This window comes from Acidisoma silvae (assembly GCF_020618775.1).
GTDB lineage: Bacteria > Pseudomonadota > Alphaproteobacteria > Acetobacterales > Acetobacteraceae > Acidisoma > Acidisoma silvae.
The window spans coordinates 117,784-130,914 of the sequence record NZ_JAESVB010000005.1; the positions used below are offsets into that span (position 1 = coordinate 117,784).

At 63.2% G+C, this 13,131-nt stretch carries 12 protein-coding genes; 4 read left to right on the forward strand and 8 right to left on the reverse strand.

Annotation, left to right across the window (positions count from 1 at the left end; all coding sequences use genetic code 11):
• The 4 genes from ASILVAE211_RS13030 to guaD all read right to left on the reverse strand — a co-directional run bounded on the left by ASILVAE211_RS13030 (position 1) and on the right by guaD (position 5,141).
• Positions 1–1,518 (reverse strand): ABC transporter ATP-binding protein, encoded by a 1,518-nt coding sequence (locus tag ASILVAE211_RS13030; RefSeq protein WP_227321762.1) that lies wholly within the window; start codon positions 1,516–1,518, stop codon positions 1–3.
• A 50-nt stretch (positions 1,519–1,568) separates the two neighbouring features.
• Positions 1,569–2,657, reverse strand: a complete 1,089-nt coding sequence (locus tag ASILVAE211_RS13035; RefSeq protein WP_227321763.1) for a BMP family ABC transporter substrate-binding protein — start codon at positions 2,655–2,657, stop codon at positions 1,569–1,571.
• 58 nt (positions 2,658–2,715) lie between these two features.
• Positions 2,716–3,696 (reverse strand): isopenicillin N synthase family dioxygenase, encoded by a 981-nt coding sequence (locus tag ASILVAE211_RS13040; RefSeq protein WP_227321764.1) that lies wholly within the window; start codon positions 3,694–3,696, stop codon positions 2,716–2,718.
• 95 nt (positions 3,697–3,791) lie between these two features.
• A complete protein-coding gene (gene guaD, locus ASILVAE211_RS13045) occupies positions 3,792–5,141 on the reverse strand; it encodes a guanine deaminase (RefSeq protein ID WP_227321765.1) in 1,350 nt (449 codons plus the stop codon).
• A 415-nt stretch (positions 5,142–5,556) separates the two neighbouring features.
• Here guaD and ASILVAE211_RS13050 point away from each other — a divergent pair, with 415 nt between their 5' ends.
• Entirely contained in the window at positions 5,557–7,347 is a 1,791-nt protein-coding gene (locus ASILVAE211_RS13050) for a bifunctional diguanylate cyclase/phosphodiesterase (RefSeq protein ID WP_227321766.1), read from the forward strand.
• A 14-nt stretch (positions 7,348–7,361) separates the two neighbouring features.
• Here ASILVAE211_RS13050 and ASILVAE211_RS13055 read toward each other — a convergent pair whose 3' ends face one another.
• Complete coding sequence (locus ASILVAE211_RS13055; RefSeq protein WP_227321767.1) at positions 7,362–8,030, reverse strand: hypothetical protein; 669 nt, start codon at positions 8,028–8,030, stop codon at positions 7,362–7,364.
• A 366-nt stretch (positions 8,031–8,396) separates the two neighbouring features.
• Between ASILVAE211_RS13055 and ASILVAE211_RS13060 the strand changes: the two genes are divergently transcribed.
• Both ASILVAE211_RS13060 and ASILVAE211_RS13065 read left to right on the forward strand, forming a co-directional pair.
• Positions 8,397–8,555 carry a hypothetical protein gene (locus tag ASILVAE211_RS13060; RefSeq protein WP_227321768.1) on the forward strand — a complete coding sequence of 53 codons (159 nt, stop codon included), beginning with the start codon at positions 8,397–8,399 and terminating at the stop codon, positions 8,553–8,555.
• A gap of 130 nt (positions 8,556–8,685) precedes the next feature.
• The gene (locus tag ASILVAE211_RS13065) at positions 8,686–9,243 is read left to right on the forward strand and encodes a DUF2459 domain-containing protein (protein ID WP_227321769.1); all 558 of its coding nucleotides are present in this window, start codon (positions 8,686–8,688) and stop codon (positions 9,241–9,243) included.
• A gap of 1 nt (position 9,244) precedes the next feature.
• Here the strand turns inward: ASILVAE211_RS13065 and ASILVAE211_RS13070 are convergent, their stop codons facing one another.
• The 3 genes from ASILVAE211_RS13070 to ASILVAE211_RS13080 all read right to left on the reverse strand — a co-directional run bounded on the left by ASILVAE211_RS13070 (position 9,245) and on the right by ASILVAE211_RS13080 (position 11,813).
• A complete protein-coding gene (locus tag ASILVAE211_RS13070; protein WP_227321770.1) occupies positions 9,245–9,664 on the reverse strand; it encodes an NUDIX hydrolase in 420 nt (139 codons plus the stop codon).
• 330 nt (positions 9,665–9,994) lie between these two features.
• Entirely contained in the window at positions 9,995–10,306 is a 312-nt protein-coding gene (locus ASILVAE211_RS13075) for a hypothetical protein (protein ID WP_227321771.1), read from the reverse strand.
• Positions 10,307–10,367: 61 nt separating this feature from the next.
• On the reverse strand, positions 10,368–11,813 hold the full coding sequence (locus ASILVAE211_RS13080) for a purine-cytosine permease family protein (RefSeq protein ID WP_227321772.1): 1,446 nt from the start codon (positions 11,811–11,813) through the stop codon (positions 10,368–10,370).
• Positions 11,814–12,118: 305 nt separating this feature from the next.
• On the opposite strand from ASILVAE211_RS13080, the gene ASILVAE211_RS13085 reads away from it, so the two are divergent.
• Positions 12,119–13,075, forward strand: coding sequence for a sugar-binding protein (locus ASILVAE211_RS13085; RefSeq protein WP_227321773.1), 957 nt, complete (start codon positions 12,119–12,121; stop codon positions 13,073–13,075).
• Positions 13,076–13,131: the final 56 nt, after the last annotated feature.

Sequence of the window (13,131 nt, forward strand, 5' to 3'; positions counted from 1 at the left end):
TCAGTGACCTTCCAGGATCAGCCGGCCAAGCTCGGCTCGGTCAGTCTGCTCGATCGGCATGGCATCGGACAGCCGGCCGTGAGAGAGGACGGCGACGCGGCTGGACAGCGCCAGCACCTCGTCCAGATCCTCGGAAATCATCAGCACGCCGACACCGCGCGCGGCGGCCGCCAGCAGACGGTTCTGCACCGCCGCCGCCGCCCGCACATCCAGCCCGCGCACAGGCGAATGGACGATGAGGATGGAAAACTCGCCCTCGAATTCCCGCGCGAGGATCAGCTTCTGGGCATTGCCACCCGAGAGCAGCCGCGCCTGGGTATCGGCCACACCGCCGGCGATTTCGTAATCGCGGATCGAAGTTTCGGCCCGGCCGCGCATCCAGCCCTTTGTCACCCACCAGCGCTTTTCCGGGCGGCGGCCGGACAGCGCCGGCACGGCCAGATTTTCCGCCAGCGACAGGCTGCCGAAAAGACCGAGATGAAAGCGGTCGGCGGGCACGAAGCGCAAACCGGCCTCCCGCCGCTCGGCCGGCTGCACCGGCGCCGTTTCGCCATGCATGATAATATCGCCCGCGATAGGCGCACGCAGGCCAATGATGGTTTCCAGGAGTTCGGACTGGCCGTTGCCGCCCAGACCGGCGACGCCCAGGATTTCGCCCTTATGCAGCCGCAGGTTGAGGTCGCGCAGCGGTACGTCATGCTCGGCGGCGGCGGTGCCGACGCCTTTCAGTTCCAGCACGACCTGAGCCGACAGGCTGGCGGCGCCGCGACGGACCACGGCCGTCTCCCCGCCCACCATGGCGCGGGCGAGTTCGGCCGAGGACAGGCCGCGCGCCGATGCGCCGTCAATGACGGTTTTGCCGGCCCGCATGACGGTGACGCGGTCGGCCGTCGCACTCACATCGCGCAGCTTATGGGTGATGAGGATGACGGCCCGCCCGTCATCGGCCAGCCGCCGGGCCAGGTCCAGCATGCCGGCGGCCTCGCTTTCGGCCAGAACGGCGGTCGGTTCATCCATGATCAGGATGCGCGCGCCACCCAACAGCACTTTCAGGATTTCGACCTTCTGCTGCTCGGACACCGAGAGCTGGTCGACCCGGACATCCATCGGCAGCACGAAGCCGAGATCGCGCGCCATGGTCTGGCTGGCCGAGAGCGCGGCTTCATGGGATGTCCACCCGGCCCGCTTGCCGCAGGCTAGGCGGAGGTTTTCCAAGACCGTCAGCGGACCGACCAGCTTGAAATGCTGATGGATCATGCCGATGCCGGCGGCCGAGGCCGCCCGGGGCTCCGCAAAGGCGACGGACCGGCCGTCGACCTCCACCACCCCGCTATCCGCACCGTAGAAACCGGCAAGGATGTTCATGAGGCTGGATTTGCCGGCCCCATTCTCGCCCAGAAGGGCGTGAACCTCCCCCCAGGCGACCGAGAGATCCGCACCGTCAAGGGCGATGCGGTCTCCGAAGGCCTTACGCACGGATTGCATGCGAACAGCGACCGCGCCACTGGATGCGGGCAAACGATGCTCCGCGGCCGGACCCGCGCGGTCGGTGGTCGTGACAGTCATGCCTACTTGATCGAACCCTGAACGTTGCTGAACAGATAGTTCATCCCGAAGAGTTGGTCGACGGTCATGACCTTGCCGGCTTCGACCTTCGTGGAGCCGTCCTGCGCCTTGATCGGGCCGGAGAAGGGCTCGAACTTGCCGGCGACCATCTCGGCCTTCATCGCGTCGATCTTGCTCTGCACTGCCGGCGTCACGTGGTTGACGGGTTCGGTGATCGCCACCATGCCGTCATCCATGCCGTAAAGGCTGGCGCCCGCGCTGGTCCAGGTGCCGGCCTTCAGCGCCTTGATCATCGGCACCAGCATCTTGTCCCAGTGGAAGACGATCGAGGTCATGATGGTCTTGGGGGCGGCGGCGGACATGTCATTCTCATAGCCAACCGAGAACTTCCCGGCCTTTTCGGACTGCACGATGGCAGCAGGGCTATCCATGTCGGTCGCGATGACGTCCGCGCCCTGTTCCAGCATGGCGTTGGCCAGCTGGCCTTCCTTCACCGGGTCAGACCAGGAATTAACGAAGGCAACCTTGGCGACCGTACCGGGATTGGCATCCGCCGCGCCCTTGGCATAGGCGTTGATATCCCAAAGCACGGTCGGGATCGGGAAGCCTTCGATCATGCCGATGACCTTGGACTTGGTCACGGAACCCGCCGCGTAGCCGGCCAGATACCAGCCCTGATAGGTCTTGGGGTACGGGCTTTCCAGATTCGGCGCGGTGGTCACACCCGCCATATTCACGAAGGCCACATTCGGATGCGCCTTGGCCTCAGCCTTGAAGGCATCGCCATAGCCATATGTGCCGCCGATAATGACGTTATAGCCGCGATTGACGAAGAGATCGATCGTCTGCTCAACCTTCTCGGTCTGCTCGGGGATATTCTCGACATAGGGAATCTTGACGCCGAATTCCTTCTGCAGAACCAGGCGCGCCCGGTTCTGTGCGCCGGTCCAGCCGCCGTCGCTGATGGCGCCGAGATAGATAAAGGCGATCTTCGGCGGACCGCTGAGTTTGACCTGCGCCTGAGCATGGGTGGCGAAACCGACAGCACCGACAAGGCCAAAGGCCGAAGCAAGCAGGGAAAGCCGTTTCACGGAGATCCTCCTAGGATTTAAGGCGATAGGGTGTTGCAAACTGGCGGTTGAGCGATGCTCAGCCAACCGGCTCGGTTCCTTCCTGGCGATAGGCGTAGGTCGCATCCAGCCGGCCCTGGACATAGTCGCCTGCCAGAACGGGCGGATATTTGGCCGGACGGTCTGCCGTCACGGTGCCGGGCAGCGCCTCGATCCGGGTATCGACATTGGAGCCGACGAAACAGGGAATGGAATAGCGGGCGCGGCCCGAGGTATTCATCGCGCGATGCAGGGTGGAGGCGAAAAGATCATTCGTCCAACGCGCCATCTGGTCACCGATATTGATGACGAAGGTGCCACGGATGGGCGGCGCGTCGATCCATTGCCCGTCGGTATTGCGCACTTGCAGCGCCGGCACCGATTCCTGGCACAGAATGGTAAAGCACTCGTAGTCGGAATGGGCGCCGATGCCGATCTGCTTCGGGTCGATGGGCCCGTCCTGGCTGGGATAGGAGAGCAGCCGCATGATGGCGGTGTGCTTATCCGTCAGCGGCGTGAAATAGTCTTCCGGCAGATCGAGCGCGAGCGCAAAGGCGCCGAACAGACGGCGGCCAAGCCCCAGCATGGCCGCGTAATAGGCTTCCACCTGCGCGCGGAAACCGGGCAGGTCAGCCGGCCAGAGATTGGGGCCGTAATGGTTGGCATGGGCGGCGCGGTCCGGGTCGCCTTCCGGCCGTTCGCGCGCCATGTCGAAAGCCTCGTGCAGATCGCCCTTGCCCGTCGCGTCGGTATTCTCTTCCAGCAGCGGGGTATAGCCGCTGTTATTGACGGAGGTGCGGACATGCATCGCCATCTTTTCGTCCAGCGGCAGGCCGAAGAAGCGCGGGCATTGGGCGAAGGTATCGTCGATCAGGCTCTGCGCGACACCGTGGTTCTTGATATAAAAGAAGCCGATTTCGGTGCAGGCCGCGCGCAGTTCGGCGGCAAGCGCGCGCTTCGCCGCCGCGTCATCGCCCAGCATCGGCGCGAAATCGATGATCGGGATCGCCTCAAAAGCCAAGATTTTTTCCTATTCTGCCGGTCAACGCACTGCCAAATCACGCAAATTCCATGCCACACACGAATCCGTGAGGGCAAGTCCGACTGATCTCATACTCAGCGCGATTTGACGAGCCTGCCGCCGACCCAGACATGGGCAATATCGCCGCGCCCGGCCGTCATGACGATTTTTTCCATCAGCCGGTCCGCCGCCTCATTTGCCGCCACGCGCAGATTGCCGTCCGGCAGATTGGCACGCAGCAACAGAGCATCGAAGGCATAGCCCGGGCGAAACAGGCCGATCGGCAGATCGAGCGCTTCGCCGCCACCGGCCGTCGCCAGGCGGAAGGCGGTCGGCGCGTCGATCCGCGCACCGGGCTGGCCGCGCTCGGCCGGCGGCTTGCGCGCGTCGGTGCCGCTTTCCAGCAGGCGCGAGACGGCGACCGCCTGCCGCGCCGCCTCGAACAGCGATGCGCTGGGACCGCCCGCGATATCGGAGCCCAGGCCGATATGCAGGCCCAGCGCCTGCATGCGGCGCAGCGGAAAGACGGCGCCCGCGAAATAGATATTGGACAGCGGACAATGCGCGACCGCTGCCCCCCTCTCGCGGATCAGGCCGGCATCGGCGTCCGAGATGAAATTGGCATGCGCCAGCACGCTGCCACGCCGCAGCAGCCCGGCCCGGTCCAGCGCCACGGTATCGCTGCAACCGCAGCGGTCCTGCACATGGGCGTGTTCCCAGTCGCTTTCCGAACAATGCGTCTGCACGGCGCAGCCGGTCTCGGCGGCCAGCGCGCCCAACCCGTCCAGCAGGGCATCCGTGCAGGCCGGCACGAAGCGCGGCGTAATGATGGGACGCACCAGGGCCGCGTCATTGCCCGGCAAGGCGCGGATATGCGCGATCAGCGCTCGGGTTTCCGCAATCGCAACCTCGGCGGAAACGTCGCGATAGAAATCCGGACATTGCTCGGGATGATCCATGCCGACACGGCCGACAAAAGCGCGCTGTCCTTTGCCTAGACAAATCTCTGCCAGACGCTGCGTCGCCGGCAGATGGATGGTGGCGAAATACAGGGCGGTCGTGGTGCCATGGGCCAGCAAGGTATCGACCAGATCGGTATAGACAGCCTCCGCGAAGCCCAGGTCGGCGTAGCGGCTCTCCAGCGGAAACGTATAGTGTTGCAGCCAGTCTTGCAGCGGCATGTCCAGCGCCATGCCCAGTTGCGGGAATTGGGGCGCATGGACGTGAAGATCGACCAGACCCGGAATCAGAACCTCATCACCCGCGATTTCAATCAAGGCATCGCCATCCCGCAGCGCGGCCAGACGCGGATCCCGAGGCGAAACGCCGGTCTCGACGGATGCGATAACGCCGTCGGACCCGACGATCATCAATGTTTCGCGCAAGTCTTCGACGCGATCCGGCGCATGAATGGCCCGGCCGTATACTGCCCAGTCGCCCGTCATCCGCTGCCTCCTTCACTGATGGAGGGGTCAGGATGGCGGCATCGGCGCGCGCCGGCAAGCATCCTCGATCGCACGGCAGCACGCGCCCACGACACAAGCTCGCGTGAGCGGAAGCTTGCCTTCGTGACATCGCAGCGCAGATGCCTGTAGGATCGAAGCCTGCCTAAAAGATGACACAACCACTGGATGATTTCTTATCCGTTTTCTTTTTCATGAATTCTCAGGGCCATGGATTGTCCGACCGTTGGCTTGGCAAGCATTGTCAAGCAGGCGGCACGCCGCCCGGATTGGGTGCGACACTTTCGAAAGTCCATCGCTTGGACATAGACGGCCCGGTTTTCCGATGCTAACGATCAGTTCGATTTAGTGTTATTGTTCAGGAGCTGCCATTGCCCGGCCGGATAATGGCGCACCGATGAAACCGTATGACGCTCTTCTGCCGCTGGCGCGGCGGCACGTTCACGCGGCGGATATCGCGGACAACAGATCCTTCGATCATATCGTGGCACTTGCCGCGAAGATTTTCAGCGTGGCCGCGACATCCCTGACGGTCGCGGACTTCGACCGCCAGTTCATGGTCGCCAATCACGGGCTGGGCGACCGCCTGCACCCGGTCGACACATCACCCACTTACGAGATCATTGCCAAACGCGAAGCGATCGTCATCGGCGATCTGGCTCAGCAGTCACGCTACCGATCCGACGATTTCGATGCGCCTGAGACCCGATTTTTCGCGGGCGTGCCGCTGATCCTGCCTGATGGCTTTGCCATCGGCTGCCTGGCGCTTGCCGACCCCGCGCCACGGGATGCCGGCAGCCTGGACCTCGCTCTTCTGAACGAGCTCGCCTCTCTCGCTGTTTTGCAGCTGGAAATAAACGTCGTCGTCGGCACGATCGACCCTGTCTCACGGCTTCCAAACCGCGCCCAGTTTATTCTCGATATCGCGGATATGGCGGCGCAGCACGCTGATACGCCAGCCATCGCGGTTCTGATCGATATCGTGCCGCCGCATCAGGTCGATGCCATCATGCGTGCGCTGGGACCGGCGCACCTGGATCAGGCCATCGTAAACGTTGTGAATTCATTTCGAATCCTGACTGACGATTTTTATAGGCTTTATCAGGTTTCCGCCAAGCAATTGGCGCTTTTGCCCCCCATGGGCACAGATCTCGATCATCTGCTTCGTCTGCTGCGCCGGCATCTGACCGGCGTTAACCGCAGCCAGCTGACGCGATTTGCCGCCACGGTTGCGGCAGGCATCGTGCCCTTCATCCTCGGTGCAACCGACGCGCCCAACTTGCTGCGCATGGCCAGCAGTGCCGCGCAGGATGCGCGACAAGCGCATGACGATGTTGGCATTTACTCGTCTACGGAGGATCGTGATCATCAGCGCCGTTTTGAAATCGTGCGCAGTTTCGCGACGGCGCTCGAACAGAACGAGGGGCTTTATCTGCTCTACCAGCCCCGGGTCGATCTTGCATCCGGGCGGTACTACGCGGCCGAGGCGCTGTTGCGCTGGACCCATGCCGATCTTGGGCCGATCTCACCGGGCGAATTCATCCCGCTGATCGATCCCACCATGCTGATCCACGCCCTGACGGATTGGGTCATGCAGACGGCGCTGGATCATCTGGCACAGATGCGTCAGCGCTTCGCGGAGTTCATCATCGCGATCAATGTCTCGGCCCATAACCTGCGCGAGCACGGTTTTATGGCCCGCCTTCTGGCCAATCTCGACAGGCGCGCGCTGCCGCCGCAAGCGATTGAGATTGAAATCACCGAAGGCACTTTCATCCTCGACGACCGCATCGTGATGGCGACCCTTCATGCGCTGGCCGGCGCCGGGGTTCGCATCGCGATCGACGATTTCGGCACCGGCTATTCGAGTCTGGCCTATCTGGAGAAATTGCCGGCCCATACGGTCAAGCTCGACCAAAGCTTCATTCATGGCATGCGTGAGGATCGCCGCAAGCACGGGCTGGTGCGCTCCACCATCAGCCTATGCCATGAGCTTGGCCATCGCGTCGTCGCGGAAGGCGTGGAAACCATGGATATCGCAGCCCAGTTGCTGGCGGCCGGCTGCGATGAGGTGCAGGGCTACGGCTTCAGCCGGCCCATCACGAGCGCCGATCTCAAGACATGGCTCGAGCCGCGCTATGGCCTGCCGGACGGTCACACTGCCTTTAAGGCCGTGACCGCCCCGTGATCGTTGGGAATGCCTTAGGCGCCGAGCGGTTGCTGCCAGACTTTCTGCCGCGAGCCGGCCTTGGCGCGCCGCCCCTTCTGCCCGGATTTCAGCTCCGCCGCCAGCACCGCGCTGCGGTTTAGGACACGGGTCTTTTCGACGTCGCGGGACTGGCTGAATTCAACCGCCAGCGCCATGACATCGCCGTGCAGCCGCTCCAGCGCCTCGAACAGAAGCTCGAACTGGGCGATATGCTCCAGCAGGAATTCCCGCCGGACGGGCAGATGCCCTGAGGAATCGACGGGCTGGCCTTGCCGCATCTCATGCAGCTGGCTGATGCTCCACGGCTGGTTGACCAGAAGATCCCGCTCATGCGCCAGGGTCTCGGCACGTTCCAGCAGGGTTTCCACCTGTTCCAATTCGCGGGGCAGCTTGCCCAGAAACTCGCCGGCGAGTTCCGCAATATGGTCGCGCTGCACGCTTTCCCGCGCCCATTTGTCGAATTGCCCGCCCACATAGGGCAGGCTGTGGCCGGAAATGGCGCCGTAGAGCATGGCCCAGGCACTCACCAATTGGTTGGCGGCCATGACAGTCTGGCCGACAAGGGCGGTGAACGGTAGCGCCGCCGGGCTGATGGCCGTGGTGTCGAGATGAACCACAGGATGATCTTCCTGCTCGCCCATTTCCAGATCGATAAAGTCCATGTGTTTTTTGCCGTGTGCTTTGGCCAGTATAATGCCCGGCAAAGTCACCCGGCGCTTCTACGGGTGACCGCATGGGACTCATACAACGAATACTGCGTTACGCTCAGCGCATGGCCCAAAAAGCGGCTCATTACATGGAAAGACATGCATTGTTACAAAGCAGCGTCAAACCATCACGCTGTTTTGATGTCGTGACAGTTTGGTTGCAGGCGCCACGGCCGTCGATTGCCGCGTCAACCAAATCGGCTTCAAATTGCGCCTGGCCACCGGCCTTCCGGCGCTTGCCTGCCTGCCCCGATCCAGCGTATCGAACCCTTGAGACGACGCTGATTATCCCGTTCCAACGGATGCCGGAGACTGTCCTTCATGCGCTTTGCCGTTCTGGTGCTTTCCCTTCTCGGCCTGGCAGTCGCCGGTTGCAGTTCGTCCAGCGGCGGTGGCGGCGCACGACCGTCCAAGACCTATATCGTCATGCCGAATGGTCAGGTCGGTAGCTGCCAGAAGAGCAACGGCGCCAGCTGCTAAGCCCGCGCCTCTTTCCATGATCCCAAACGGGCGGCAGGCGCTTCGGCTTCTCGCCGCCCTGCTCTGTCCGGCTATGATGGCCGGTTGCGCCGATGCGCCGCGTCCGCACGCGGCGTTGCCGGCCCCTGCCGTGGCGGACGGCAGCGTCAGCCTCGTCACCCATGGCTGGCACACCGACATCGCCCTGCCGGCGGCGGAAGCTACCGGCAGGCTGGCGGCCTTTCGCGCGGTTTTTCCCGGCGCCCGCACCCTCGTCTTCGGCTATGGCAAGCGGACCTTCATGATCGCCCCGGCCCATACAATCGGCGAATGGATCATCGGTCCCTTTCCCGGTCCGGCGGCCATCGAGGTCAGCGCCATCAGCGGCGACGCCGCCGCTGCCTATGGCGCCGCGCATGTGCTGACCTTGCCGCTACCGCCCGGTGGCGCGGAAGGCCTCTCTGATTTTTTATGGGCGGCAATCGCCAAAACCCCTGCCGGCGCCCCTGCCTATATCGCCGTCGGCAATTGGCCCGGCAGCCAGTTCTACGATGCGGCCCAGGACTATGGCCTGACCCATACCTGCAATCGCTGGAGCGCCGAGGCGCTGGCCGCCGGCGGGGTTCCGGTCAGCCCTGCGGGCGTGGTTTTTTCGGGTAGCCTGGACAGTCAGCTGCGCGCGCTTCTGCGCCGCCCCGCCGCCAGCTGATTTATCGCCAGGCGGCGATGATCTCCGCCAGACCGCCCTCTTCCACCAGCGCCGCCGCGTCGTCGCGTGCGAACCAGACGCGCTTGCGTTCCGCGCGTTCCCGCCATTTCACGGCTTCTAGCGTCACGCGCAGGGGATAGACGACGACAAAAAACAGCCGCTCCTCGCCGCTCGGCAGGCGTTTTGAATAGGCATAGGTGCCGATGGCCTTCTTGGCGACCTTGCCTTTGACCCCGGCCTCCTGAAAGGCCTCGATCTCGGCCGCCTCATGCGGCTTATGGCCGATCATCGGCCAGCCCTTGGGAATCACCCAGCGGCCGCGACCGCGGCTGGTGATCAGCATCACTTCAAGCTCGCCCTTTTCCAGTCGATAGGGCAGCGCAGCATATTGCGTGTCAGCGGTGCGGTCGGACTTAGCCATGCAGTTTTATCAAGCGCTCATTTCCGATTGTCTAGATGTCTCAGGCCAGAATTCAGCCTCTCGGACTAGGTCTGCCTGTCGGAAATTCAAGCGGAACCAAGTTCTCGAATCCCTAACACAGCAGACTGCCGCCGAACGCCGCCGGACGAGCGTGACACTTTCATGAGAGCTCTAATATCAAGCGCAGCAGCGACGCCTGCGCGTTTGCGACATCCGCCTTGACCGGATGCCGCCCAAAAGCGGCGTTGGCATCCGGTCACGCGCCAGAGTCGATCAATTTTATTGCTTTATCAAAACACAATCGACGGCCGAGTCGGACGTGCAGGCCGATCAGTTGCTTTTGAGGTCTCGCAGGCAATGCGCCGCGGCAATGGCCGAGTCCCTTGCCGTTCCGGCCTTCACGTCGCCGGAAAAGACCATGCCCGGCACGATGGATTTCAGCAGGGGCGCCAGATCCGTGGTCGGCGTCACGCTCGGCGCCGCGCGATCGTAGATCGTTTTCGCCTCGGGCGTCAGCTTGGCGGCGCAAGCCTGGGCGGTGGCGGTGCTGGCATGGGCCTGGCCGACGAAGCCGGCCGACAGCAGGCACAGCGCGCCCAGGGCCGGGAGAGCGCGAAGACGGAAGCTCGGAGCCTGGACCATGCGGTATCTCATCCTCGGTATTGCGGCATGTCTGGCACGCCGACGGTGTTGTCTGACGGTCTTATAGGCCCTGCGCGGCTTTTTGGGCAGCCGCCGCCCGTTCGTCCCGATCAGGAAAAACGCGCCCCAGCACGGGATAGAGAACACCGGCCAGTATCGCCGCCGTGAGAAAGGACAAATCGACGCCGTGCGCCGCCTGGGACAAAGGGCCGACGAAGAGCGCGGTGTCGGAAAAGAGCAGACCGGTGACGCTCGCGACCACCCAGGCCAGGACAGCGGCCGGGTTGAAACCGGCGCGAAACCAGTAGCGGCTGGCCGGCCCATCCGCACCAAACGCCTGCAAGGCGGCCGGCTGAAAGCGGCCACGCTGTTTCAGATAGCCCTGGATATTGATGATGCTCCAGGGCGTCACCAAGACCGTCACGATGGAACAGAGTGCCAGAATGGCATTGGCGGCGCTGAAGACGATGAGGCCGAGATAGGCGAGCCCGAATCCGCCGAGGCCGAAGATGACACCCACCTGCGGCCGGCTGAGCCGCCACAGGATCGCCTGCAAATCCAGCATGCCGTTATACACGACCATGGCACCATTGGCGGCATTGCCGGCCAGACCGATGACCACCACCGGCACGATCAGCACGGGCGGCACGAAGGCCAGCATCTGCGCATTCGGGTTGAACGGGTCATGCACCGCCAGCCCAATGACTTCGCCGCAGAGACAAGCAAACAGGCAGCCCAGCACCATGCCGCCGAAGGGCCAGAAAAACAGCGGCGCCGCCCGCGTGCGAGCAGGCAGATAGCGCGCGTAATCGCCCGCGAAGGGCGCGTAGGAAATGGCATTGGCGATAGTGACCGTCACCGCCAACATCAGGCTGGGCCAGTAGCGGCCCAGGACCAGGGGATTGGTCTTGGGATCGGGAAAGGCTGCGGCATGCGGCAGGCAGAACAGCGCCAGCACCAGCAGGCCGATCAGGCTGGCATAGGAGACGAAGGTCTCGGACGCGACCAGCGTCGCATGGCCGAAGATGCCCAGGGTTAAAACCAGTGCCGCCGTCAGCAGCAGGGCGACCGTCAAAGCGCCCGTGCCGGTGCCCCAGCCGAACAGCGCGTGCCCGGCCTGAACCAAAGGCGGCGCGCTGACCCAAAGGATCATCGCGAAAAAACCCAGATCGATGATCTGGGTGATGAAGGAACCGATATAGCGGCCGCGCAGTCCGAAGAAGGCGACGCTGGTGACGGTGCCGTTGGTGCCGGTTTTGGGGCCCATGAAGGCCATCAGCGCCACGAAGACGGCGCCGATCACCGTGCCGATCAGAATGGCCATGACGCTGGAAAGCCAGCCGAGGCCGAACGCCACCGGCAGCGCGCCGATGGCGACCGACCCATAGGTCATCTGGGTGCCGAAGAAGACGAAGCCCATTGCGCGCGGGCTGGAATGCCGTTCGGTCTCGGGAATGAAGCCGATGCCGCGCCGCTCGACGCGGCCCCATAGATCCTGCCCAGCCACCGTCGCTCGCCTCGCCCGTCATCCCTACCCTACCGGGTCTAGGCCAGACGGAGGGGCGGTGCCAGAGCCAAGCCATACAGATGTCGGAAGCGATCCCAATTGTTCAAATTTAAAGGAAAAGATAGCGATATCGAAAGCACTCTCTCCGTTGACAGGGCGATTTGAACCTCTCTACAAAGTAATGGTCTGATGATTTCATGGCTGAGTAGCACAGCAAGCGGCAGATATAAGTCGGTGCTAGCTTTGATCGCGTCACACCAACGACAGAAGCCGCTCGACATGAAGCGGCAGGAGGAACTTCGACCATGGCTTTCACATATTATCTTGCCGCTTTCGCCACCGTCGGAATGCTGTTCGGCAGTTCGGCCCTGATGAGCGCGCATGCGCAAAGCAAGCCGACCATCGTCTTCGTGGCCAACGGCGCCTCGGACTTCTGGAAGGCGGCGCAGGCGGGCGTGAAGAAGGCGCAGAGCGAACTGCCCGACTACAAGCTGGAACTGCAATACCCGGATCAGGCGACCGTCGCCTCGCAGAACGCGCTGATGGACAATCTGGTCAGCGCCGGCGTCAAGGGCATCATCGTCTCGGCGGTGGACCCCAAGAACTCGACCGGCGAATTCGACAAGCTTGCCGGCCAGACCGCGCTGTTCACGACGGATAGCGACGCGCCGCAGACCAAGCGCATCGCCTATATCGGTTCGTCGAACATCCTGGCGGGCGAACAGGCCGCTGAAATCGCCAAGAAGGCGATGCCGAAGGGCGGCAAGTGCATGGGCTTCGTCGGCCTCCTGGGCGCCGATAATGCGCGTGAGCGCATCCAGGGCTTCAAGCAGGGTCTGGCCGGCACCGGCATCACGCTGGTTGACGTGCGCGGCGACGATATCGATCAGGCGCGCGCGAAATCCAATGTATCGGACACGCTGGTGGCTGACCCGAACGTCACCTGTCTGGTCGGCTTCTATTCCTACAATACGCCGCAGATCTATGCGGCGCTGAAGGAAGGCGGCGAGCTTGGTAAGATCACCGTCGTCGGCTTCGACGGTGATCCGGTCACGCTCGGCGGCGTCAAGGAAGGCTCGATCGCGGGCACCGTGGTGCAGCAGCCTTACGAATGGGCCTATCAGGGCATGAAGATGATTGCGGCCTATCTGAAGGGTGACAAGTCCTCGATCCCGGCGAACGGCCTTGACATCATCCAGACCAAGATCGTCGACAGCAGCAATGTCGATGCCTATGTCGCCGAACAGAAGGCGATGCAGTAACGACCGCAATGGCGCCGGTGCCACTAGGTGCCGGCGCCTGATCTTGCCTTGTCTTT

Excerpts from the sequence above, each read along its gene's own strand:
- guaD (WP_227321765.1), bottom strand. The coding sequence starts at position 5,141 with ATGACGGGCGACTGGGCAGTATACGGCCGGGCCATTCATGCGCCGGAT.
- ASILVAE211_RS13050 (WP_227321766.1), top strand. The coding sequence starts at position 5,557 with ATGAAACCGTATGACGCTCTTCTGCCGCTGGCGCGGCGGCACGTTCAC.
- ASILVAE211_RS13055 (WP_227321767.1), bottom strand. The coding sequence starts at position 8,030 with ATGGACTTTATCGATCTGGAAATGGGCGAGCAGGAAGATCATCCTGTG.
- ASILVAE211_RS13060 (WP_227321768.1), top strand. The coding sequence starts at position 8,397 with ATGCGCTTTGCCGTTCTGGTGCTTTCCCTTCTCGGCCTGGCAGTCGCC.
- ASILVAE211_RS13070 (WP_227321770.1), bottom strand. The coding sequence starts at position 9,664 with ATGGCTAAGTCCGACCGCACCGCTGACACGCAATATGCTGCGCTGCCC.
- ASILVAE211_RS13075 (WP_227321771.1), bottom strand. The coding sequence starts at position 10,306 with ATGGTCCAGGCTCCGAGCTTCCGTCTTCGCGCTCTCCCGGCCCTGGGC.
- ASILVAE211_RS13085 (WP_227321773.1), top strand. The coding sequence starts at position 12,119 with ATGGCTTTCACATATTATCTTGCCGCTTTCGCCACCGTCGGAATGCTG.